Consider the following 21,430-nt stretch of genomic DNA (forward strand, 5'->3'; position numbering starts at 1 on the left):
AGGATTGAAGGGCGGCTGTGGGCCGCGTGCCGACCGTCGTGCCAAGCAATATCTGAGCGCTGTCACTCGGCCGAATCAAAGTTGCTCATAGCGCTAACGGGCTAATATGTAGCGGATAACGTCAACTATGAATTCCGCCCGTGCGCCATGCTTGACGCTGTCTATTCGAAGTAATCCTCGTACCCGCTTGAAAGCGCTGAAGGCGACGTCGACGAAGCCCGTCGCACATAGGGATGGTTGTGCGCGGCGGCCATTGCGCAAACGGCGGCCTCGAGGGACTTCCGATTGACGGGGCATCGGTGCTGCGCGCGATGCCGCGCTGCCGGCGGACATCTTCAGTGGCGTCCAGACTTGATGCATGTCTGGGCTTGGTCATCCGATCGACATGGAGCGGGCCGTGATTTGCCGCAAGCTGAGGGTTCACGTACTCGTATTCTGCGTCACGGGCGCATTGTTGGGCAGCGTCGCGGCCTCGGCAGATGAAGTCAAGGTGATGATTTCGGGCGCGTTTGCGTCAGCCTATCGCGCACTGGGTCCACAATTCGAGCAGGCGGCCGGCGAGACGCTGGTCACTGTCTGGGGGCCTGCGGTGGGCACGGCCGCGAATGCCATCCCTGTGCGACTCGCGCGCGGCGAATGGGCAGACGTGCTGATCGTGATCGGCTATGCACTCGACGATCAGGTCAACGCTGGCAAGGTCGTGTCTGGCAGCAAGGTGGACTTCGCACGCTCGGCAATTGGCATCGCGGCTCGCGAGGGGGCGCCGAAGCCGGATATCAGCTCGGTTGACGCACTGCGGCGCACGCTGCTCGGCGCGAAGTCGATCGTCTATCCGGACGACGCCAACGGAGTCTATATCGGCAGCGAACTATTCCGGCGTCTCGGTATTCAGGAACAGATGGCGAACAGGAGCCGCATGATCCCATCCGAGCGGGTCGCCAATGTCGTCGCGAACGGCGAGGCGGAGATCGGATTTCAGCAGATCGTCGAACTGTTGCCGGTGGACGGGGTGACGGTGGTCGGCAATTTGCCCGCGGAGGTCCAAAGGTACACGGTGTTTTCCGGGGGCATCTCCGCCAATGCCAAAAATCCAGCGGGCGCAGCGGCCCTGATCCGTTTTCTGTCATCGCCGGACGCGGCTCCCGCGATTGAGGGGACCGGGCTCGAACCACTAACGCCGAAGACGTCGAACTGAGTGTGGCTGTGGGCCCCCGCGCCGTCGAGCCAGGTGACGGCGGGATCTTCCGGGAACGGCCAATATTCATATCGTCCGCCACTCAGTCATTCAGACGACGCCGCTTCACGGTCGCGTCGCTAAAACGCCGCTCCGCTCAGGGCAGTGATCGCGACTTGAAGCTGCGCGGGGACAACGGCCGACCGTTAGCACTGGAGATCGTTGGAACGAGCTCGCGCTTCGGCAAAGTTGTCACCGCTGCCCAATGTCTTCAATCAACATTGCGAAACGTTTTGGTGGTCCCGGTTGGTCAGCGCTTGGCGCTCTTCTCAGTCCCGGAGGCCCGCGCCAATGCTTGTGTGTCGATATATTCCCGGATCTTCGACACTTTGCCGTTTTGAACGGTAATGGCGAAGACCCAATCGTCCTCGAACGTTCGGCCCGTGGCTATGATTCTTCCCTTGGCGAACCCGATGACCATAACCCGGTCTCCCTGCGCGACGAATTCATTGGGCTGCGTCAACGAAGTTTCCACCGTTTCGGATTGCGTCTGAAGCAGATCCGCCAGTCCTGCGTGCCCGCGGCGCGTACCGGCCAGCGGCCAGTTGTCGCCCGGAATGATCCACTCGATATCTTCGGCAGACAACTCCAGCAGACGTTGCTCATCGCCGCGGCCGATTGCTGCAAAGAAGGCTTTCACGATCTGGACATTCTCTTCAATGCTCATCGAAATTTCTCCGGTTCCAATACATCACACATGCACGCGGGCGGGGAGTTCGGTGGCGGTCCGCTGCGCATCCGGACCTGCCGGGGGGCGCGGCCGACCGGCCGACTGCCGGCGTCGCCGCCGTTTCAGTCGAACTGTGTCAGCCCTTTGCCCACGAGGCAGGATTGCATCAAGTTTGCGTCACGATTCATCAGTCGAACGTGACGAGGTTTTTAAAGATCAGTTGACCCCAACTATTTCCGCGCGCCTGGACTAGCAGCCCTCCGTCCGAAAGCCCGCCGAGGGTGATCGGCGAGAAACCGAGCTTTCCCGCAAGCGCGCCGACCTCCGCTGCGGCGCCGTCATCGTCGCTCGCGAGGAACACGACTCTCCTTCCACCATTTACGGCCGGGTCCTGGTCAAGGACGGCTGCAGGCAAGTGATTAAAGCCCTTAACCAGTCGACTGCCCGGGAAGGCTCGCGCGACGGCCTTGGAAGAAGGCAGATCTCCCAGGGCCTCAGGGGGCACGCCGTAGGCATTGGTCACATCGACGATGGTCTTTCCCTTCCAGGAGGGAAGCGCCTTGGCGACCTCCGGGTGCGACTCAAAACGGATCGCCAGAAATATCGTGTCTGCCATGACGGCGTCCGCCAGTGTCCGGGGGATGATCGTGGGTCCGATCGACGCCGCATCGGAGGCAAAGCTCTCCGGGTCGCGCGTGGTTGCAACGGATACATCGATGCCACTTCGGGCAAACGCCCGGGCAAGAGCGTGACCGATTTTGCCGAAGCCGATAATTGCGTAGCTCATATATCTTCCTCCTTGGGTTTCCGGCGCGGTCAGAGCTTGTAGCCGCCGCTTGCCTCGATTGTCTGGCCGGTCACCCAGTGGCCTTCATCGGAAGCGAGGAACGCCACGACGGCGGCGATTTCCGAAGGCTCGCCAAAGCGTCCCAGCGCGATTGCGGCCTCGGCCGCCTTTACGAGTTCGGGATTCTCCCGTAAGGCGGCGTTCGCGTCCGTTCGCGTGTAGCCCGGCGCTACGGCGTTCGCGGTAATTCCGCGCGGTCCCAGTTCGGCTGCGAGCGCATGCGTCAGGTTGTTGATGGCCGCCTTGGCCATCGAGTAGACGGGCGCAGCTGTCACGGGCTTGGTGGCCGCAGCGGAAGATATGTTGATGATGCGTCCGCCATCGGCGAGACGGTCCAGAGCGGCTTGAACAATGAAGAAGGGCGCGCGGGCATACACCGCCATTAAGGTATCCCAACTGTCCGGCGTCGCGTCGTTGAAGCCGAGCCAGCCGGAGTTGCCGGCGTTGTTGACCAGAATGTCGAGGGCTCTGCTTCCGTTGCGCTTGGTGAACTCGTCGTCGAGTTTCTCGAACAGGGCCGGGACGGCCGCCGCATCGACGAGGTCCGCGTGGATCGCGAACGCAGTGCCTCCAGCTTGTTCGATGGCCACGACCGCCTCGTCTGCGCCAGATCTGCTGGCGTTGTATGTCAGCGCGACCGTCGCGCCATCCTTTGCAAGACGTTCGGCGATAGCGCGGCCAATGCCTCGCGATGCCCCCGTAACGAGGGCGGTTTTTCCTTTAAGCGATTGTCCCATCTGATTTCCTTGCGTGGATGTGTTCATGAAGGAGACCATTCTCCGGCTCTTGACTCATGAAGACAATTGACTAAATATCTATACAGTCCATCTACTTTTTAGATAACCATGCTCGACAACGTCACGATCAATCAACTCCGGGCCTTTGTCGCCGTCTGTGACCAGGGGAGCTTTTCAGGAGCCGCACGGGAGTTGAGACGTGCACAGTCGGCGATCAGTCACGCGATCAGCGCGCTTGAGAGTGCCTTTGATGTGGTGCTGTTCGAGCGCAACACTCACAGAGCGACACTGACGGCCGCGGGCCGCAGCCTCCTGCCGGACGCTCGCGGGGTAATCTCGCGCACCGAGGAAATGAAGATGCGCGCGGTTTCGATTGCTGAAGCCGGGGTCCCGCAAGTGTCGATTGCCGTCGATACGTATTTCCCGCGAACGCACCTGATCGAATGCCTGCGCACCTTGCAGGCGGACTTTCCAACGGTTGCAATCAATCTGCGCATGACGACCATGCAGGGCGGCGAGCGTCTGGTTCTCGAAGGTATGTGCGCATTGGCGGTGACGATCACGGACGTGCCGGAGCTGAGCCCCGGTACCATTGAAAGGCAGCATTTGTGCGAAGCGCGAATGGTGACCGTCTGTGCGCCATCGCATCCGCTGGCCGCAATCACGGGGTCCATCCCGCGAGAGGAATTTGGCCGGCACATCCAGCTCGTCGTTACCGACAATCAGCCCGATGCGGAAAAGACCCAGCAGGGGGTCGCCAGCGAACGCCAGTGGCTGGTGAATGACCTCGGCGCGAAGCACGATCTGCTGAGGGGAAGCTTGTGCTGGGGGCACATGCCGCTTCATCTGGTTGCGGACGACATCGCGAATGGAGCACTTGTCGAACTCCAACGGCGCGCATGGCACATGAGTCCGCTTACCTTCATGATTTCGCAGCGGCGCGGATACTCGATTTCGGAATGCGAGACACGGCTGGTCGAGCTCCTTGGCGACCGTCATCGCTTCTCGAAGGATGCCGGCCAGCGCTCCGTCTCACGCAAAGGCATAAAATTCCCGAAGGCCCGCCACGCGTGAGCAGGCATCCGCAATATCTCGAAGGAGCGGATATTGCGGGGCTGCTCGGTTACGCGTCTTCCATCACAGACAATGCGATCGCCTTCTGCGCCTCGACGCTTGCGAGGCGCCTCGTCAATGCGTCACGAATGTGCTCGTAGGCGGACTTGCCGAGCACGAGACGCTGCGGCGGATCGGCCTCGTCGATTGTGGCAAGCATCGCCTCGACGGTTTTCGCGACAACGACTTTTCCTTGAATAGTCGTGACCATTCGGTGACACCGAAGAGGAGGATGTATGTCGCAGGGAACACAGGTCTGTCCGCGCATCGCTGTCATGTTGCGGGCCCTTTACGCACTCGTGCTGATCGCGGTAGTGCAGCCCGCCGCAGCGCAGATCATCAGCACCTTCGCCGGCCCCGGTCTCGGCGGCGTAGGCGCGCCCGGAATCCAGGCCGAAGCCATCGCGGCGGACCGATGGGGAAACATATATACCGCCGAACCGACATATCGCGTTGTTCGACGCATCGATCGCGAAACCGGAACGGTGACTATCATTGCCGGCACCGGGCAAGCAGGCTATAGCGGCGACGGCGGCCCCGCGACGCAGGCCATGCTCGACAATCCGACAGGGGTTGCGCTCGACCGGGCAGGTAACGTATTCATTGCCGAACCGTTCGCCCATGTAGTGCGAAGGGTCGATCGGGACACCGGCGTCATTACCACGGTGGCTGGCCCGGGTACTCCCGACGTGCCCAACCGCGGTGACGGTGGCCCGGCCACGCAAGCAACGATGTATGCAAACGATGTCGCCGTGAACCGGGAAGGCGATCTGTACATTGCCGATTCGGCGGTCGGCCGCATCCGGCGCGTGGACCATCGGACAGGAATTATCTCGACCGTCGTCGACCTGGGCAACACCTACATCGTGACCATGGCCTTCGACCCGCACGGCAACCTGTACGTGGCCGATCCCGTCCCGCCAGATGTCGTCCGATTTGACGCAAGGACTGGGGTTGTCACCAAAGTAGCCGGCGCGGGGGGCTGTGCGCCGCAGCCTGGCAGCTCGGCGTGTTACAACGGAGATGGCATCCTGGCGACCGACGCGTTTTTGAACTTCCCCACACATATCACGTTCGACTGCGCGGGTAACCTGACGATCAGCGATACCTTCCACTTCCGCGTACGCCAGGTGAATAGGCAAACCGGCATCATCACGACCATTGCCGGCAACGGGCAGGACTCTTACGGCGGCGATGGCGGCCTTGCCACTCAAACTGGCATAGGTGGTCCCAGGGGGCTCGCGTTCGGACCGCAGGGCGATCTGTTCTTTGCCGAACCCGGGGGGAGCTCCGGGTACATTCGCAAGATAAGCGGCCTGCCGAAAGCCAGGCACCGCTGCGAAGAACGCGATGAGGACCGCGACGGCCGCGATGCGGGGCGCCCCGGTGATCGCACCGATCGCAAAGATGGCGGTGCGTTGCTTCGATGGTGGTGGTGACACCGCTTGCGCCAGGCCAGTATCGCGCGCGCAGATGATCTCGCGCGCGCCTGCGCCGGATGCGGAAAAGACGAAGATAGCCTGCTGGCGAGCAGGCTACTTTGGACCACGCCACCAACTCCGACTGTCGCAGTTCGGGTGCGCAGGGGTACTGCGCACCCGAACTGCATGCTCAGGCCAGATACTTTTGGCATCTTGCCCCGCACATCCGAAATCAATGCATTACGGGTGGCTGTACATCGCGTCCCAGTCCGCCTTCGTCACTGACGGGCGTCCTGCTTCCGACGAACCCTTCACCTCACCGCCGTAACCGCTTGCCGCGCCGTTCTGCGCAGCAACCTTGGCTTCAGCAGCCTGAATTGCTTCAGGATAGTGTGCGTTGTCGCCGTCACCAACGTGATAGCCCGCCTGTTCCAACTGGATCAGTTCGGCGCGTACCTGTGCACGCGTGACAGACCCACTCGATTGCGCGAACGACATGACCGGAGCTGCAAGGGCAGCGGCAACGACAACGGCTTGAATAAGGGACTTCATGAGATCTACCTCCAGACTTTGTTGGTCCTGCTACGAACAGCCCTGTTCGTAAACCAGTGATGACAGTCTAGATAAGCAGACGCTTAAAATTAAGGGGCCTCTCTGCAGAAGATTGTTCTTGGATTTGGGTAAACCCTTGCCTTGAGGCTTCCTGCGGATATCGCCGCACGCTGTCCTCACGGCAGCACATCGCTGCCGCTATCGGTTCGGCCAATCTCTGCCAGCAACGCCTCATCGCGGGCAATCACCTTTGGCAAATGCGTGCGCAAAAACTCGACCCATGTCCTCGTCTTTGCGTCGATAAACTTCCGCGACGGATACAGCGCATAAACGTTCATCTTCTGCAGCGTGTAGTCCGGCAATACGCGCACCAAGGTACCGTCTCTCAATCCGGCGATTGCCGCGTAAAGCGGCACCATGCCAATGCCCATCCCTTCCCGGATCGCGACGACTAGCGACTCCGCGATATTCACCTGTACCGGACCGTCGATCTGCATCGCCTCGCTGCCGTTGGGCCCGTCGAGTACCCACTCGTGCGGCGCGAACGCGGGCGTTTGCAGAATCAGGCACTCATGGTCGGCGAGATCCGCCGGCCGCTGCGGCGCACCGTGCGCTCTTATATACGCGGGCGACGCGCACAGTATGCTGAACGTCGTCCCAAGCGGAAGCGACACGAGGTCGGAATTGGGTAGCGCCAACGCTCCAATCACCGCGACATCCGCGCTGCCTTCGAAGAGATCGGGCATGCGCTGCGACAACGTCAGCTCCACAGTCACTTCCGGATAAAGCTTGCGGTAGCGTGAGATCGCCGGCAACACATAATGCTGGCCAATGCTCGCAAAACTATGCATGCGGAGCGCACCGCTCGGGCGTTCGTGGGCGCGACTTGCTTCTTCCTCCGCTGTGTCGACGTCCGCAAGGATTTGTTGACATCGCTTGAGATAACGCTCGCCTGCGGTAGTGAGCGCGAGACGGCGCGTGGAGCGATTCAGCAAGCGCGTGCGTAGATGAGCCTCGAGTTCGGACACTGCGCGTGACATGGCGCCGGTCGTCGAATTGAAAGACTGAGCGGCGGCGGTGAAACTGCCGGCCTCCACTACGCGCGCGAATACGCGCATGTTTTGTAAGGTATCCATCGATCCTTCTATTTCACGGCAAAGGCCGCATTGTCCGCTCGACTGATCGGCTCATTGTTGTTCGATCTGAAAGAGAGGTTCCCAAGACGTCCACATAATGCCCGCATGGTATGCCCCTACATGCGGCGCCTTGCCTGCCGGTGTCTGCGCGAGCGCATCGCCATGACCACCGTTTTTGTGCTCATGCAACCGTTCAGTGGGATGGTGCTCGTCAAGAGTTTCTACCGGAGTCTCGGAACTGCGGTGGGGGCAGTAGCAGGGGTGGTGCCCGGCGCGCTTTTCGTCCAGCAGACCGGGCTGCACATGCTCGGCATGATCGCCTGGATGAGCGCGTGCATCGCGGCGGCGGTGCGGTATCGGCATGTGAGGTGGTACGGCTTTGTTCTCGCGGGTTACACGGCAGCGCTGATCGGCATTCCGATTGTCGCGACGCCCGACGGTGTTTTCCTCGCGGCACTGACGCGTGCGGCGGAAGCGGGAGTCGGGATCATCTGCTAAAGCGCAGTAAGCGCGTTGAGTGTGCCTCAGCGCTCCGGTCTTGCGCTGCCGCAAGCGCTGCAAGTCCGTTATGGAGATTTTACTGCGTTCGCTGTCGACGTGCTTTCGCCTCACAACGACGTACGCAAGGACACCGGAACTTGCAACATACCAGAAGGGGCCTTCGCCCGAATGACCTTCGGACAAAGGAAAACATCACTCTCTATTTCGCAACCCGGAATGCCGGTCGCTATCTTGTACGCGAGGCTTCGCCCTGACCTGCAGGGCGGCTCTTCACATGGTCGATGAACGCGCGCAGCTTCGGCATGATCTGCCGGCGGCTCGGATAGTAGAGAAACACACCCGGTATCACCGGCGCGAACGGCTCCAGCACTTCTACGAGTTTTCCGGTTCGCAGTCCTTCGGCGACCATCGGCTCCGGTAGCTGGGCAAGGCCTAAACCTTCCACTGCGGCACCGAGCATGGTGGGAAAGTCATGGGCGATGAAGGGGCCGCTGGCTTCCACACACTGGCATTGCAAGACGACACCGAGACCGCAAAGGCATGGTTTGTCCAGCTGCGTGCCTCAGGGCCGCCGCCCTCGCCCAATCTAAACGTGGTGATGGGACTGGACTTCGCCCAGCTTGCCGCCAACCTCGGGCGAAATCTCCTCGAAGGTCGACTCGGCATATTGACAGTGGTGTTCGAGGCCGCATCCCCGAAGGCTGCAAATCACCTGTTGTAGCCGTAGTTATAACGGAAGGGCGCTTTCGGCACTGACCGCTCGACCGGAGTCGGTCAGACGCTGCCGTTCACCATCGTCGAGACAGCGGCATTCGAGCGACTGCTGTGCGTCAATCATCGGCCCCGATCCGCTTTGCCTCGTGGCATTCGGCGATGTGTGCGAAGCACGCAGTGTCGAGCATGAACGTTGGGTATGCGCAGGGTGAGCTATCAAACCTTATGGAAATCTGAAGCACAACACCTACTACCTGGGAAAACGATAAGGATAGCTGCTTAAAGAAGTGCCTAAGCTATAACAGCGTATATTTTTTCTTCCGGCGCGCGGTTGAGGTAGGTCGATTCCGACGACGATGATGGGAGGTGTACGATGCCGAAGCACATGTGGACGAATGCATTGTTGGCATCTGCGGCTATCGCGATTGCAGGTTGTGGGGGGGATCAACTCAACATTAGCGGGCCGCATTACGTATCGGATATCGCGGTCCCCAACATTAAGGCAGGCGTAAACTTCTCATTCGACATCGGAGTCGTTTCAGGTAGCCGATACTTTTTCACCGACAGGAATAACGCATCTCTGGATCAAATCGACATACCGTCGAAGACCTTCGTCAAGGCCATCCAGGGAACCGGGCCTCTCGCGTTCACGGGACTTGGCCCTGGGCCGAATTCGCAGGCGGGCCCGGACGGCGCGACGGCTGTCGGCAACTTCATCTACGTGGGCGACGTGAACACTGTGAAGGTGGTCGATCCCGCGGTGGGCGCCGTGACGAGCAAAATCACGGTTAGCGCGACGGGCGTGCGCGCAGATGAAGGTTGTCTGGATCCCACGCATGGCATCTTCATGATCTCCAGCCCGGAAGAGACGCCCCCGTTCGCCACATTCATCAACACGTCCACGCAGACCGTCGTCGCCAAGGTGACGTTCACGGACCTCGCAGGCAAGCCCACCGCGGGCCTCGAAGCGTGCCGGTACGACGCCGCGAGCGACAACTTCTATGTGAACGTTGACGGAAGCACGGCGAATCCTCATGGTGAACTGGTGAAATTGCCGGGGGCGTCGATTCGCGCCATACCGAACGGTGGCACGCAGAATTACACAACCCTTTCGGGCGTCGCGATGTACCCCGAAGGCAATTGTGATCCTACCGGGCTGGCACTGGGGCCCGGAAGCGATATCGCGGTTGGATGCCGGGAAGGTACGACTGGCGCGCCGTTGCTCATGCAGATTTTCAACCGGTCGAACGGTGCGCTCGTGGCGTCCCTGAACGCAGGCGGCGGCGATCAGCTCGAATATGATGCGCCCACCAATCGCTACTACAACGCGGCGAGCCGGTGGACCTCTTCTGGCAATGCATCGACCAACGGCGCCTGCTCGGCCGCGTCGCCATGCACGCCCGTGTTGACTATCGTCGACGCCGGCAACCGCAGCGTCGTCGCCCGCCTCAATACGGGCAATAACGCGCATTCAATTGCGATTGACCCGGCGACCGGGCTTATCTTCGTTCCATACTCTTCCGCGACATCGCCGGCAGGGTGTCCGGGTTGCGCGGCAAACGGGTTCGTCAATGGCGGGGTGTCGGTATTCGCCGCTAAGTGAGGCGCGGCACAGCTTCAGGCTTCACTTGCGCGACATCTTCAGGCGCCACGTGATAGCAGACTGAAAGGCGGCGTGCCGACCAGGAGATACGTGTCGCCGCCCGACAAATTCCATCAGCACTCGGTTGACCGTTCGGCCGGCGGATCTGCGCCAAAACCCGTTGTTTTTCGGCGCACCCGTGTCTGCCATTGCAGACGTTCAGAGGCGCGCCAAAAATCCGACCGTTTGTCGAGCATACCGGCCATTCAATGCCAACCTGACGTGGCATCTACTTCAAACGGATGGTCATGCGTTGGTGAATTAGGCGGGTTCAGCGCTCCTGTTCCGGCAATTGCTTGCGCAGCTCCAAGCTACAGTTGATGCACTTGCAGCGAGGCAAATCAACAATGAGCAGATATCAGACGGTCCTTCTGGAAATTTTGGCTAGTGAGGGATTCGAGGATTGCATGTCCCCGGGGGCGCCGGTCTCGTCCGAGAGCATTGCAGACGAAGTGACGCAGCTCTGCGCTGACATGCTAGGGCAACTGACGAGGCTCGCACAGTTCCGCGATTATCCCGACTTGATGCTTACTGCGGTGGACGAGCTGATGGTCAACACGGATGTTCTGCGCGTGCTGGCCGTGGCTCGGCTAAAACTGGAGCTGGCGGCGGCAGAGGACGGTTCCCGTATGCTCGCCGCACCTGAAGGAGCGATACTCCATTAGCCTGGCAGACAGACTGCCCAGCCAGACATAGCGCCACCCGAACTCGCATCCGTTGCACGGCGCTCCATTGAGCGGAAATGTGTACGACGTCTTAACCGGGATACGAGCGCCAATGGTCAATCCGTTCGCGCGGCTGACCGGACGCGAAAAGCTTCGACCGCAACCGTTGGTAGAACGTTGCGCCTTCACCATGGGGCAGGAATATAAGTCTTACCGCCGCCGAAGTATCGGTTGTAGAACGCCCCCCGGATCCGCGCTGAAATCGCACGCACCCCGCGTCACCAGGTCTTAAGATGAACAGTCGCGATGGGCTGGGGCGGGCGTCGGAATGCGGTCGTGGCCACGCCCGCTGAGCCTTCCATTACTGCGAGTCTGGCTGCTTCTGATGCTTGCCGTGCTTGTGTGAACGATGATGGCTCGAGTGGGTACTGGTCGGCGCGGACGTGTTGTCTCCGCCGGCAGTCGGGGCCGCCGTCGCCGCGCCGTGTGCGTTGCCGCCGCCCGATCCGCCGTTGCCGTTGCCGCCCGCTTGAGCGCTCGCCGTACCGGAAACGGCCAATGCGGCCAGAAGTACAAGCATCGATTGAATGCCTCGCATGTTTTGCTCCCTGGATAGTTGACCCCCTCGCTGGGGCGAAGCGACCGTCACCGCGCCGCAGGCAAAAGAGAGCACACGCAATGCCTGAAGGTCGCGCGAGGCTGTCAGGCAGCGACATCGCCAATCGCGATCTTTTGTGTCCCAGACCGCAGTTCGCGCGGGCGCGGCGTGTGAAGATCCGTCGCACGAATCGCTGACGCGGTACACACCAGCGACGTTCAAAAACATAAGCGCGGTACGGGGACCTCCAAATGAAAAAATATCCAGGTTTACTCTTCGCCCTTTTGCTCGCGGCCTGTGGCGGCGGCGGAGGCGGCGGCAGCAACGCCACCACGGCATCGTCTGCACCTTCGTCCACCAGTCCCAAGGCATGTACAGACGGCCCGTACACGACGGACGCTACAAAAGTCTGCACCGACGCGAGCGGCAATCTCGTCACGGCATATGTCTATGTGCAGCCGAAGACGGTCATTCCTGACGGAACCGTTATCACCGCGGACACCACGTGGGCGGCGAGCGGCTCTCCATATCTGCTCGCCGGCACGGTGCGGGTCGCGCCGGGCGTCACGTTGACGATACCCGACAATACGGTCGTGGAGACTTACCGCTCAGTGCCCTGCACGGCCGATTGCGTGGGTACGATTCCGACTAAAGGCATCATCAACGTGGCGGGCACGCTCAACGTGGGAAGCCAGGGTCCGGTCCAACTGCTGGGCGTGACCGCTGCCAACACGTCGTTGACGCAAGACGCGGGTGGCGGCACGGTCAGCATCACGCATACGGTGTTGCAGGACGCGTTCGTGCAGATCAACGACGCCGCACCGTTTTCGATGACATACAGCCAGGCCACGCACCTGAACGTGACGCCGATCGTTCGCAGTGGGGTGACGACTTATGAAGCAGGCACGAACGGCTACCCTCGCTTGAGCAAGTCCGCGATCGTGAAGGGCAATACGTTCGTCGACTCCGCGGCCTTCGCTTTCGATCCGTCGGTCTTCGTGCAAAACAACCTGTTCATCAACATGGTCGACCCGCTCGTGCTGATCGACGCGTTCCCGGCCAATGGACAGGCGCCTTCCGGCGTCGCGCAACGGAACTCGTTTCTCTTCAAGAAGGATTCACCGAATGCTAATCGCCTTGTGATCGAGTCTCACGGCACTTACAACGCTTCCACGGTTCATTCGCTCGACTTCGCCAACAACTTCTGGGGCGTGACGGATAACACGACGATCCAGTCGCGCGTGCGGGATAGCACCGACACTGCCAACCCGCGGCTGCCCAACGTGATCCTCTACGCACCGCCGCTTCAGAGTCCCGATCCCGCCACACCGACGGACCCGCAAAGCGCGACGCCGAATGTGTAAGCACTGAGACAGCGCGATCGGCGTGGGGAGGTGTTGCGTGCAGCACCTCCCGCTCGCATCGACCGATGGCCGACCGATAGCTGACCAATAGCCGACCAATAGCCGACCAATAGCCGACCAATAGCCGACCAATAGCCGACCAATAGCCGACCAATAGCCGACCATTTCGACCAGCCGGTAGAGGCGGGCACGTTCGCCCATCGCCCAGCGACCCCAGTCCGCATCCGTGCCAGACAATCAGGCCGAGTTGCCCCGCGCGTGGAGGCCGCTTCATGCTGGCGCCCCGGCGCCGGTCTGTTCCCGCCGTTGCCCCGAAAACTAGCCACGAGCGTTTAACTCCCGCGGCGTGCGCGCTTCAAAATGCGACGTCGCGTAGTCGACGAACGCCCGGACCTTTGCCGTCATCAAGCTCCGGTCATGCTCCATCCGGAGTTCGTCAGCGTGGTCGCATAGTGGCCGGCCTGATCGACCAGACCCGACAATTCCGAGCGATCGTATTTGGTCTTGTCCTCCCACGCGGAGGTCACCAGCGACGTGGCAATCGCCCCGCCGAACGCAGTTCGCGCCGTTCAGCTATCCCATGCCCGGGTATTCGCCGATCCACATGATCTACCGCTTTAGCACGGTCAATCATCGCGTGATGACGCTGCAGCACAAGTGCATTGAGCCCTTGGGCGAGTCCCGTCCCGACTACGACATCTTCGCTGCCATCATACCCGGCTGGGTCTTGGCGGGGTGTTCACCGAGAGGTGCAGCGAACTGGACTGGGTCAGGCGGGTCTTCGACTCGTCGGATCTGCCCAATCACATTTAGTGGCGCGAGTTTTGCCGCAAGGGCTATTTCGTCGTGCCGCCCGAGAAGCCCGAGCTGCGCCATCCGGTGGACATGCGTTGGTTCGCGGAGGGGCGGCGCAAGGACCTGCAGGAGCCGCATCCGCTGCCGTCCCAGTTCGCCGAAAAATTCGGCATGGGCCTGCAGACGCCGAGTGGCAAGCTGGAGTTCATACCCGAGCTGCTGAAGCGACACACTGCGGACAATCCCGAGCGGCCGCCGCTCAACCGGTATATCCCCTCGTGGGAGGGTTTGCGCTCGGAGCTGGCTCAGCGTTATCCGTTGCAGTTGATTGCCACCCACAGTCGTTACAGTTTCCATACCCACTGTGACGGCAAGAATTCCTCGGTCAACAGCGTCGAGGACCATCGCGCGCTGATTGGCGGGTACCGCTTCTGGCTACTGAGGCTCGGTCCGGCCGATGCGGCCATTCGAGGCATTGAACATCGCGACCTCGTCAAGGTGTACAACGACCGCGGCGCTGTGATCTGCGCGGCTGACGTCTCGGCGCTGGTCACTCCGGGAGTGGTCAAGTCGTACGAGGCGAGCGCCGAGTTTCAGATGATTGAAATAGATGGCGAGCGAGTCGAAATAGGCGGTTGCATGAACGTGCTTACCCCCGACCGGCCGCAAACCGCCGGCACGAGCAGCATGAGTCCCAACTCCTGCCTGGTGCAGGTCGAGAAGTGGCGAAGCGCCGAGGCGTTCTTGCTCGGTCGCGCAGCGTAAGGACTACAGAATGAGCAAGTTGAACCTGATTATCAAAGTCGGGCGTTGCGAGAACTGCCAGAACTGCGTCATCGCCGCTCGGGACGAGCACGTCGGCAACGACTTCCCCGGTTATGCCGCGCCCGCCGCGGCCAGTGCGCATCCTGCGCCGCGTTCAAGGCGACTCGCATATGGTCGAGACCACGTATCTACCGGTCATGTGCAACCACTGCGACGAAGCCCCTTGCATGCGGGTGGGCGGCGATGCCGTTCGCAAACGCGCCGACGGCATCGTCATCATCGATCCGGACAAGGCGCGGGGCCGCAAGGACATCGTGAAGTCCTGCCCGTACAAGGCGATTGTCTGGAACGATGAGCTGCAACTGCCGCAGACCTGGATTTTCGATGCCCATCTGCTCGACCGGGGCTGGCCCCAGCCGCCTTGCCGGCAGTCATGTCCCACCGACGTCTTCGAGACCGTCAGGCTCGATGACGCAGCGATGGCCGATGAGGCTCAGCGAGAGGGACTCAAGGTACTGCGGCCAAATCTGGGCACGAAGCCACGCGTGTGGTACAGCGGCATCGAGCGTTGGGAAACCTGCTTCATCGGTGGCAGCGTCAGCGCTCGGCTGGGAGACGTGGTCGAATGCGTCACGGATGCGGTCGTCGCACTTTACGTCGGCGATCAGAAGATAGGCGAAACCGTGTCAGACCACTTCGGCGATTTCCGGTTCGACGGTCTCGCAAAGGACAGTGGCGGCTACCGGGTCGAGATCCATCACGCCCTCGGCAACGCATGGCGCAAGTGTGAATTGGGCGAAAGCGTTTATCTGGGTGACGTTAGCCTCGCCAAGTCGACAAACTGCATGGAGATCGCGTGATATTCAGCGCAGCGACGAAGCTGGTTAGCCTCAGCCCGGCGAACCCGATCCAGCTTGAGGCACGAAAGTCCGCGATGCGCACCCGGATAGATGACCGCTTCGGCTCCCTATACTCCGTCCGCTTTCGCGCCCACCGGAGCAATCGGTAGATCTCTTTTTATCACGGCGAGGTGTTGAAACCGGGCAGGGAATGCTCGAAAAGGCGAATTGAGTTCGGCGTGCCAGCGGGAGTGTCGGTGGATGCCCCACGTCAGCGCGAAGCCATTCATCAGCGCTCGGCATGTCTGCGATAACAAGTCGTCTATGGATTCGAGCGGTTGTATTTCGATCGGCTAAGTACTCTGGAAACTGGCCCTAAGCCAGCTATTCTGGGATGTAGTGATGCATCCTGGCGCTTCGCAGATTCTGTTTACTCTCAACGCCAGGAGTGCGAATGTCGGCTCATTGGCGCATGGGGCGGCGGGAGGTTGCTATGTGCAAGTTGACTGGTGAGGTCGCACGATTGCTCGCCTTCGCTGTTTGTGGCGGATTAGTGCTGGAGGGTCAATCGAAACCGGTTTGTCCCACCTACGTGGAACTGCAGTCAGGCACGATCTTCGATATCGCAAAACTGGTTGAGGACAGCGGGTCACCGGCTGCGGCCCTGAAGAAGGCTCGCACCGATCTGGCGCAAGTCAAAAGGTATGGAGGGTGCAAAAGCCTGGAGCACACTCGACATTATGGGGAGTGCACAGAAATAGTAGCGGCAGCCGAGGAAGCAATCAGCGCCTTGGAGCGTTGCGTGAGCGAGGGTGCCTCGAACGCCGCTAATCCGACGACGGGTGAGTAAACGTCCTGCCTGTCACACTGGTGTAAAGGTGTCAGCCGTTCGGCCCCGAGTCAATTGCAAGTCGATCTTGCCCTTAGGAAGTCATCCATGATGTTCAAAATGCTCAAGTGAACCGCGAGGGCGCTGTTCTGTCTATTGAAATCGTCGCACCACCCATGAATCTGCTCGGCCCCGCGCTTGTACGTGATCGGGTTACCCTGATCCGAAATGCCGAAGCCGACGACATTACGAAGGTCCTTGTGTTTCGGAGTGCCGATCCCGACTACTTCATCTCCCACGTCGACGTGACCAAGGTGAAGGAGTACCGTGAGGAAGCAGCGAAATTGACTGGTGAACCATCGATCGCCTTACTGTTTCGTTTACCTGAGCGACAGTGAGGGAACTGAATGCCTACCTCGCGTCGCATTGCGCGATTTTCTGCGGCTGTGACGCGTGGCTTCCAGACGCGGGAAGCGGAACTTGAGCTCGCCCGGTTACTTGGCGAACTCTGCCACGGCAAGACATTAACGCGTGGCAGCAAATCGACGATTGGCGTCGAGCGATTTCCAATTTGCAGGCTCGCCCGGAGGTGGACGCCCAATCGCATCGGCATCCGGGGTGCCAGCTTTTCGGCTGAGCATGGTTCACCGAAGTCCGTCGTCAAACAGCCTGCCTGCCTCTCGCACGATCGGGTCGCACAACGAGCAGGACCCCAAGGCCGGAAATTCCCGTTCCGATGGCCATGGGCCATGAGAGTGGTTCGCCAAACATCGCCCATGCCCAGATTAGCGTGATCGGAGGACTCAGAAAGAGAACGCTCGTGACACGAGCAGACGAAGACCGCCGTAGACACGCCCAGTAAAGGCCCCATCCGCCAAGCGTCGCCAGAATGGCAGTCCACGCGACGCTGGCAGCGAACCCCACGGTTGCGATCGGCATGACGTTGCCGTGCGCTGCCTGCAGCCATAGAAAGATCGGGCAGGAGACGGCACTTTGCAGCCAAAGCATGCCCGGTGGGCTCAAACTTCCTGCGTGAGCCGTTGATCGTTGCTGCCAAACCGTAGCCGCTGCGAGCGAAATCATACCGGCAACCGGTAGTGCGTATGCCCATGCCGGCGCTGTTCCGAGCGCGACTGCATCGCGACAGACAATGAGCATCCCTGCAAGGCCAAGCGCTAATCCGGCCCACACACTCCTTGGGCTGTGCTCACGGAAGACGCAGGTCGAAATAACTACTACGCCAAGTGGTAGCAAATCTGCAATGAGGGCAGCGAGACCGGTCGGAACCCCGAGCTCGATTCCTCTCGCGACGCCAGCGAGATAGCCTGCCGTCGCGAATACGCCGATGATCGACTGCCGAATCAAAACGGGCCAGGGCGCACTTCGAATCTCCCGAGCGACGAAGGGAAAGAGACAGACCGAAAGCGTTATGAACCGCCATAGCAACACCAGAAGTACGGGCGCGTAATCCGCCGAAAACCGCATTCCAACAAAGCCGGAACTCCATGTCAGGACCATCCCCGCCTCGAGCATGGGCAGCGGCACGCGATCTGCGTCGAGCAAATCGGGCTTTAAGCTTGCATTGTGTGTCGATGTTCTTGCCATCCATGCAGATTAGTCCGCCGATGTACATTCGAAAATTGAAATATACTGACGTAGTCATTTAACGCCATTAAACAATGAGCACCGTTCTCGACATTGATCTGCTGCGGACCTTTCACGCTGTCGCGCGGCTAGGACGCTTCCGCGCGGCGGCCGAGCTGGTCAACAAGAGCCCCGCGGCGGTGAGCATTCACATCCAGCGCCTAGAGGCTATCGCGGGCGGCAGGCTCCTCGAGCGCGACAATCAATCGGTCACGTTGACGGCACTCGGCAAACGGCTTCTGTCCAGTACGGGCGAGGTGCTTGCGGCGCACGATCGCGTTGTGGAAGAAATCAAGGGAAAGAGATTGGCCGGTCGGGTCATATTCGGCATACCGGACGAATACGCTGCGCATGTGATCCGCGACATCTTGCCGGGCTTCGCAACCAGTTGGCCCAACGTAGTTCTCGAAGTAAAGACGGCGCCAAGCTTCAAACTTCGCGACCAGCTCGGTCGCGGCAAGCTCGATCTGGCGATAGTCGTTCAGCCAGCAAAGGAAAGCAGGTCTGCGGATGTACTGACCGTGACAACGCCGGTTTGGGTCGGCAGCCCCAGCTTTGTGATCGATGACAGCCGTCCGCTTCCGTTGGCGCTTTACGCGGAGCCATGTCCTTACCGTGCAGCGATGACGAGCGCATTGCAGTCAGCGGGACGGAAATGGCGGGTCATCCTGGACAGCGGATCGACGCAGGTGATCAAAGCTTGTGTCGAATCCGGTCTGGCCGTGACGCTTCTCGACCGTGCACGGGTCAGCGGCGATATGCGGGTGCTCGACGGCCTGCCGCACATTGAGGACCATGATGTGGTTTTGATGCGCGGCGACAGGGGCCGCACGACGGACGCAATGGAACTGCTCGCAACGACGCTGCGGCAACGATTCAGACTTTAACGATGGCACGCGGAGTCCACACGACCTCTTTCGGGGCTTCCCGGTCCGCGCATTCGCCAACAAGAGGCATCAAAAAGTTTTACGGCGCACCTGGTTATGCGCCGTAGTGGCAATGCGGCGCTCGCATATCCACGAGCGATCAAAGTTCCGGTTTCAGCCGATATAGCTCCGGCACGAGTGCAAGCAGCAGACGCTTCCCGGAAAAGAGACGCGGCGAGATGTGCGTGGCGACGTACCACGTCGCTGCGACGTTCATGCTTCGCAGCTTGAGATCGGGGCCGACCAGCGCGCTTGCAAAATGCAGGTCGCCCAGCGTCTTGCCGATGATCTCCTGCTTGATCCTCGCGCGCGCCGGCGGATCGAGCGCAATGAACGACAGTTCCGACATCTCGTGAAGCAGCCGGTACATGCTGTTGTAATGGTGCAGCGTTTTCGTCGTGAACATCGTCGAATCCATTCGCAGGCGTCTTTTGAATAACGCCTGGTTCAGCACGGCCAGCTTGAGCCTTTGCTGAAGCAGCAACGCGGCGAAGAAGTGATTGTCTTCGTACACGATTCCTTCGAGGAAGCGCAGATTTCCGATCGCCGAACGCCGCGCAATGAAGCAGCATGGCGATACGAAATAACGTCCTTGCCGCAACGACTCGACGACGAACTCTTCCGACCACAACGTCGCTGTTCCCAGTGGACGCCGATAACCATTCACTTCCTGCTTGTACATGGGCGCGTCGTTCGGGAACACAGCAGCCTCGAACATGACTGCGTCGATCCCGGGATTGCTGAATTCCCGATGGCACACGCTCAGCGTGTCGGTGTCGATAATGTCGTCGCTGTCCATGTAGTACACATAGGTGCCGGTCGCGAGCGAGGTGCCCAAATTGCGCGCCGCGGATTGCCCGCGGTTGGGCTGATAGACATAGGTGAAACGCGGGTCGCTATCGCAATAGCGTTGCGCAATCGCGGCGGTGCCATCCGTGGAGCCGTCATCCACGATGATCGTTTCGAAATCCGTGAAGGACTGGCCGGCGATGCTCGCGAGAGCATCGTCGAGATAGTTCTGCACGTTGTAAGCCGGCACGATAATGGAAAAAGCTGACATAGGGCACCTTGACTGTTTGATGAACCAGAACCGCACTCAACCCGCATCCGCGCCGCGTGGCTCCTGACCCGCTGGCGACGCCACCGGTAAGAGACCCGCACCCCGCGAAGCGGGAGCGGCGCCGCGAAAGTACAGCCACACGAAGGCCACCGCACCGACCACTTCGGTCAGGATCACGGCCACGATCGTCCCCTTGGCGCCGCCGTAGCGGGTGAGCGGGACGACATAGAGAAGATGCAGAACCGTTGCGCCGACAAACACATTGGTAAGTGAACGCGCCCGTCCTTGCGCGAGCAGTCCCAGATCACCGAATACGACTGCCACGCTGATGATCGGCGGCAACACGGCCTCGAGTCTCAGCAGAGGAATCGACGCGTGAAACTGCGGCCCAATCCACGTTTCGATGCCCCACGCCGCGAGCAACTCGATACCGATAAAAAGGCTGATCGAGGTCGAAAACACGGCAATCATTGCCATACGCATCAGACGCTGCGCGGCTTGTGGATCGGTCGCATGGTATTGGCTGATGCGCGGATAGAAAGCCTGGCTGATCACCATGAACATGGCTTGCGCAGCCACGCGGATCTTGTCCGCCATTGCGAACTGGCCTACTACTTCCGGTCCGTGAAAGTAATTCAGCAAGATGGAATTGAAGTTCACATAAAAGCTGATCAATACAAAAGAGAGAAACAGTGGAAACCCGTCCTTCAACGCGTCGACAATCTTTCTCGTGGAGGTACCGACGAGTTTCACCAGTCGATTGCGATGGAGAATCCACAGCGCACAAATCGCGAGCAGCACGTTGCCGAGACTCACGCCAAGTGCTGCGAGCGCCGCGTCGCCAGGACCTCTTACGGCGAGATACACGAAAGCGAGGCCGACGAGCCGTGAAAGAAACGTCGGCAAGACTAACGCGCGCATGCGTTCGAGGCCTTGAAACAGCCATATCGGTGTGACGGCGTTGGCGACGATGCCGAGAAACAGCGCGGCCAGCACGTCCGCATGCTCTCGCAGGTCCGGCACGAACAACACGCCTGCAACGATCAGCAGAAGTGCTCCCACAACGAGCACGAGCCGCGCAGCCGACGTACTCGTGTAGACATCGCCCAGTGCGCGAGGGTCGCCACGACTGACAGAGACGAGCCTCGTTGCCGTGAAGTTGAAGCCGTAATCGGTCAATAAGACCATGTATTGCGCAACCGCCTGACAATAGGCCAGTACACCGAACTCTCTTGCACCGAGTACATGGCCCAGGTACGGCAACATCAGCAACGGTACGATATAGTTGCCGCCCTGGATAAGAATGAGATAAAGCAGCGTCTTACGAATCGGAGTAGTCATAAAAATTGGTCTGATGCGATGTGGCTTTCCTTATGAG

The 21,430-nt window shown here is 60.3% G+C and carries 19 protein-coding genes and 5 pseudogenes; 13 read left to right on the top strand and 11 right to left on the bottom strand.

The genetic code is table 11. The features are described from left to right. Positions 1-358: 358 nt before the first annotated feature. Positions 359-1,195, top strand: a complete 837-nt coding sequence (locus tag RW095_RS20155) for a substrate-binding domain-containing protein (protein WP_317017907.1) — start codon at positions 359-361, stop codon at positions 1,193-1,195. Between the two features lie 289 nt (positions 1,196-1,484). Here RW095_RS20155 and RW095_RS20160 read toward each other — a convergent pair whose 3' ends face one another. The 3 genes from RW095_RS20160 to RW095_RS20170 form a co-directional block, all read right to left on the bottom strand. Continuing rightward, positions 1,485-1,901, bottom strand: coding sequence for a nuclear transport factor 2 family protein (locus RW095_RS20160; protein ID WP_317017908.1), 417 nt, complete (start codon positions 1,899-1,901; stop codon positions 1,485-1,487). A 190-nt stretch (positions 1,902-2,091) separates the two neighbouring features. Continuing rightward, entirely contained in the window at positions 2,092-2,691 is a 600-nt protein-coding gene (locus tag RW095_RS20165; protein ID WP_317017909.1) for an NADPH-dependent F420 reductase, read from the bottom strand. A gap of 29 nt (positions 2,692-2,720) precedes the next feature. Next, a complete protein-coding gene (locus RW095_RS20170; protein ID WP_317017910.1) occupies positions 2,721-3,488 on the bottom strand; it encodes an SDR family NAD(P)-dependent oxidoreductase in 768 nt (255 codons plus the stop codon). 108 nt (positions 3,489-3,596) lie between these two features. On the opposite strand from RW095_RS20170, the gene RW095_RS20175 reads away from it, so the two are divergent. Further along, positions 3,597-4,562 carry a LysR family transcriptional regulator gene (locus tag RW095_RS20175; protein ID WP_317017911.1) on the top strand — a complete coding sequence of 322 codons (966 nt, stop codon included), beginning with the start codon at positions 3,597-3,599 and terminating at the stop codon, positions 4,560-4,562. 49 nt (positions 4,563-4,611) lie between these two features. Here the strand turns inward: RW095_RS20175 and RW095_RS20180 are convergent, their stop codons facing one another. Beyond that, positions 4,612-4,812, bottom strand: a complete 201-nt coding sequence (locus RW095_RS20180; RefSeq protein ID WP_317017913.1) for a hypothetical protein — start codon at positions 4,810-4,812, stop codon at positions 4,612-4,614. Between the two features lie 25 nt (positions 4,813-4,837). Between RW095_RS20180 and RW095_RS20185 the strand changes: the two genes are divergently transcribed. After that, positions 4,838-6,040 carry an NHL repeat-containing protein gene (locus tag RW095_RS20185; protein ID WP_317017914.1) on the top strand — a complete coding sequence of 401 codons (1,203 nt, stop codon included), beginning with the start codon at positions 4,838-4,840 and terminating at the stop codon, positions 6,038-6,040. Between the two features lie 222 nt (positions 6,041-6,262). Here RW095_RS20185 and RW095_RS20190 read toward each other — a convergent pair whose 3' ends face one another. Next, positions 6,263-6,574 (bottom strand): DUF4148 domain-containing protein, encoded by a 312-nt coding sequence (locus RW095_RS20190; RefSeq protein ID WP_317017916.1) that lies wholly within the window; start codon positions 6,572-6,574, stop codon positions 6,263-6,265. Between the two features lie 176 nt (positions 6,575-6,750). Beyond that, positions 6,751-7,710 carry a LysR family transcriptional regulator gene (locus RW095_RS20195; protein ID WP_317017917.1) on the bottom strand — a complete coding sequence of 320 codons (960 nt, stop codon included), beginning with the start codon at positions 7,708-7,710 and terminating at the stop codon, positions 6,751-6,753. 153 nt (positions 7,711-7,863) lie between these two features. Here RW095_RS20195 and RW095_RS20200 point away from each other — a divergent pair. Next, positions 7,864-8,301 (top strand): annotated as a pseudogene (locus RW095_RS20200) (FUSC family protein); the annotation flags it as partial. Positions 8,302-8,437: 136 nt separating this feature from the next. Here the strand turns inward: RW095_RS20200 and RW095_RS20205 are convergent. Beyond that, positions 8,438-8,713, bottom strand: a pseudogene (locus RW095_RS20205) (LysR substrate-binding domain-containing protein); the annotation flags it as partial. On the opposite strand from RW095_RS20205, the gene RW095_RS20210 reads away from it, so the two are divergent. The 3 genes from RW095_RS20210 to RW095_RS20220 all read left to right on the top strand — a co-directional run bounded on the left by RW095_RS20210 (position 8,684) and on the right by RW095_RS20220 (position 11,232). Continuing rightward, on the top strand, positions 8,684-8,932 hold the full coding sequence (locus RW095_RS20210; RefSeq protein WP_317019933.1) for a hypothetical protein: 249 nt from the start codon (positions 8,684-8,686) through the stop codon (positions 8,930-8,932). The pseudogene RW095_RS20205 and the gene RW095_RS20210 sit on opposite strands and share 30 nt — an antisense overlap. A 366-nt stretch (positions 8,933-9,298) precedes the next feature. Further along, the gene (locus tag RW095_RS20215; RefSeq protein ID WP_317017919.1) at positions 9,299-10,528 is read left to right on the top strand and encodes a YncE family protein; all 1,230 of its coding nucleotides are present in this window, start codon (positions 9,299-9,301) and stop codon (positions 10,526-10,528) included. Between the two features lie 386 nt (positions 10,529-10,914). Continuing rightward, entirely contained in the window at positions 10,915-11,232 is a 318-nt protein-coding gene (locus RW095_RS20220; protein WP_317017920.1) for a hypothetical protein, read from the top strand. A gap of 361 nt (positions 11,233-11,593) precedes the next feature. Here RW095_RS20220 and RW095_RS20225 read toward each other — a convergent pair whose 3' ends face one another. After that, complete coding sequence (locus tag RW095_RS20225; protein ID WP_317017922.1) at positions 11,594-11,830, bottom strand: hypothetical protein; 237 nt, start codon at positions 11,828-11,830, stop codon at positions 11,594-11,596. A 251-nt stretch (positions 11,831-12,081) separates the two neighbouring features. Between RW095_RS20225 and RW095_RS20230 the strand changes: the two genes are divergently transcribed. The 4 genes and pseudogenes from RW095_RS20230 to RW095_RS20245 all read left to right on the top strand — a co-directional run bounded on the left by RW095_RS20230 (position 12,082) and on the right by RW095_RS20245 (position 16,820). Then, positions 12,082-13,194, top strand: coding sequence for a hypothetical protein (locus RW095_RS20230; protein WP_317017923.1), 1,113 nt, complete (start codon positions 12,082-12,084; stop codon positions 13,192-13,194). Positions 13,195-13,741: 547 nt separating this feature from the next. Further along, positions 13,742-14,754, top strand: a pseudogene (locus RW095_RS20235) (molybdopterin dinucleotide binding domain-containing protein); the annotation flags it as partial. A 10-nt stretch (positions 14,755-14,764) separates the two neighbouring features. After that, positions 14,765-15,614 (top strand): annotated as a pseudogene (locus RW095_RS20240) (4Fe-4S dicluster domain-containing protein). A 984-nt stretch (positions 15,615-16,598) separates the two neighbouring features. Then, positions 16,599-16,820, top strand: a complete 222-nt coding sequence (locus RW095_RS20245) for a hypothetical protein (RefSeq protein WP_317017924.1) — start codon at positions 16,599-16,601, stop codon at positions 16,818-16,820. Positions 16,821-17,082: 262 nt separating this feature from the next. Here the strand turns inward: RW095_RS20245 and RW095_RS20250 are convergent, their stop codons facing one another. After that, positions 17,083-18,027, bottom strand: a complete 945-nt coding sequence (locus RW095_RS20250; RefSeq protein WP_317017926.1) for a DMT family transporter — start codon at positions 18,025-18,027, stop codon at positions 17,083-17,085. Positions 18,028-18,101: 74 nt separating this feature from the next. Between RW095_RS20250 and RW095_RS20255 the strand changes: the two are divergent. Next, positions 18,102-18,284, top strand: a pseudogene (locus tag RW095_RS20255) (helix-turn-helix domain-containing protein); the annotation flags it as partial. A 63-nt stretch (positions 18,285-18,347) separates the two neighbouring features. Further along, positions 18,348-18,953 (top strand): LysR substrate-binding domain-containing protein, encoded by a 606-nt coding sequence (locus RW095_RS20260; RefSeq protein ID WP_317019904.1) that lies wholly within the window; start codon positions 18,348-18,350, stop codon positions 18,951-18,953. A gap of 139 nt (positions 18,954-19,092) precedes the next feature. On the opposite strand, the gene RW095_RS20265 is transcribed toward RW095_RS20260, so the two are convergent. Both RW095_RS20265 and RW095_RS20270 read right to left on the bottom strand, forming a co-directional pair. Continuing rightward, positions 19,093-20,052: a glycosyltransferase family 2 protein gene (locus RW095_RS20265; RefSeq protein WP_317017928.1), complete on the bottom strand. Its 960-nt coding sequence runs from the start codon at positions 20,050-20,052 to the stop codon at positions 19,093-19,095. 36 nt (positions 20,053-20,088) lie between these two features. Next, complete coding sequence (locus RW095_RS20270) at positions 20,089-21,393, bottom strand: flippase (protein ID WP_317017929.1); 1,305 nt, start codon at positions 21,391-21,393, stop codon at positions 20,089-20,091. Positions 21,394-21,430: the final 37 nt, after the last annotated feature.

This window comes from Paraburkholderia kirstenboschensis (genome assembly GCF_032806925.1).
GTDB lineage: Bacteria > Pseudomonadota > Gammaproteobacteria > Burkholderiales > Burkholderiaceae > Paraburkholderia > Paraburkholderia kirstenboschensis.

Excerpts from the sequence above, each read along its gene's own strand:
- RW095_RS20270 (WP_317017929.1), bottom strand. The coding sequence starts at position 21,393 with ATGACTACTCCGATTCGTAAGACGCTGCTTTATCTCATTCTTATCCAG.
- RW095_RS20190 (WP_317017916.1), bottom strand. The coding sequence starts at position 6,574 with ATGAAGTCCCTTATTCAAGCCGTTGTCGTTGCCGCTGCCCTTGCAGCT.
- RW095_RS20245 (WP_317017924.1), top strand. The coding sequence starts at position 16,599 with ATGAATCTGCTCGGCCCCGCGCTTGTACGTGATCGGGTTACCCTGATC.
- RW095_RS20265 (WP_317017928.1), bottom strand. The coding sequence starts at position 20,052 with ATGTCAGCTTTTTCCATTATCGTGCCGGCTTACAACGTGCAGAACTAT.
- RW095_RS20215 (WP_317017919.1), top strand. The coding sequence starts at position 9,299 with ATGCCGAAGCACATGTGGACGAATGCATTGTTGGCATCTGCGGCTATC.
- RW095_RS20185 (WP_317017914.1), top strand. The coding sequence starts at position 4,838 with ATGTCGCAGGGAACACAGGTCTGTCCGCGCATCGCTGTCATGTTGCGG.
- RW095_RS20165 (WP_317017909.1), bottom strand. The coding sequence starts at position 2,691 with ATGAGCTACGCAATTATCGGCTTCGGCAAAATCGGTCACGCTCTTGCC.
- RW095_RS20170 (WP_317017910.1), bottom strand. The coding sequence starts at position 3,488 with ATGGGACAATCGCTTAAAGGAAAAACCGCCCTCGTTACGGGGGCATCG.
- RW095_RS20180 (WP_317017913.1), bottom strand. The coding sequence starts at position 4,812 with ATGGTCACGACTATTCAAGGAAAAGTCGTTGTCGCGAAAACCGTCGAG.
- RW095_RS20160 (WP_317017908.1), bottom strand. The coding sequence starts at position 1,901 with ATGAGCATTGAAGAGAATGTCCAGATCGTGAAAGCCTTCTTTGCAGCA.
- RW095_RS20210 (WP_317019933.1), top strand. The coding sequence starts at position 8,684 with ATGGGCGATGAAGGGGCCGCTGGCTTCCACACACTGGCATTGCAAGAC.
- RW095_RS20175 (WP_317017911.1), top strand. The coding sequence starts at position 3,597 with ATGCTCGACAACGTCACGATCAATCAACTCCGGGCCTTTGTCGCCGTC.
- RW095_RS20225 (WP_317017922.1), bottom strand. The coding sequence starts at position 11,830 with ATGCGAGGCATTCAATCGATGCTTGTACTTCTGGCCGCATTGGCCGTT.
- RW095_RS20220 (WP_317017920.1), top strand. The coding sequence starts at position 10,915 with ATGAGCAGATATCAGACGGTCCTTCTGGAAATTTTGGCTAGTGAGGGA.
- RW095_RS20195 (WP_317017917.1), bottom strand. The coding sequence starts at position 7,710 with ATGGATACCTTACAAAACATGCGCGTATTCGCGCGCGTAGTGGAGGCC.
- RW095_RS20250 (WP_317017926.1), bottom strand. The coding sequence starts at position 18,027 with ATGGCAAGAACATCGACACACAATGCAAGCTTAAAGCCCGATTTGCTC.
- RW095_RS20155 (WP_317017907.1), top strand. The coding sequence starts at position 359 with ATGTCTGGGCTTGGTCATCCGATCGACATGGAGCGGGCCGTGATTTGC.
- RW095_RS20230 (WP_317017923.1), top strand. The coding sequence starts at position 12,082 with ATGAAAAAATATCCAGGTTTACTCTTCGCCCTTTTGCTCGCGGCCTGT.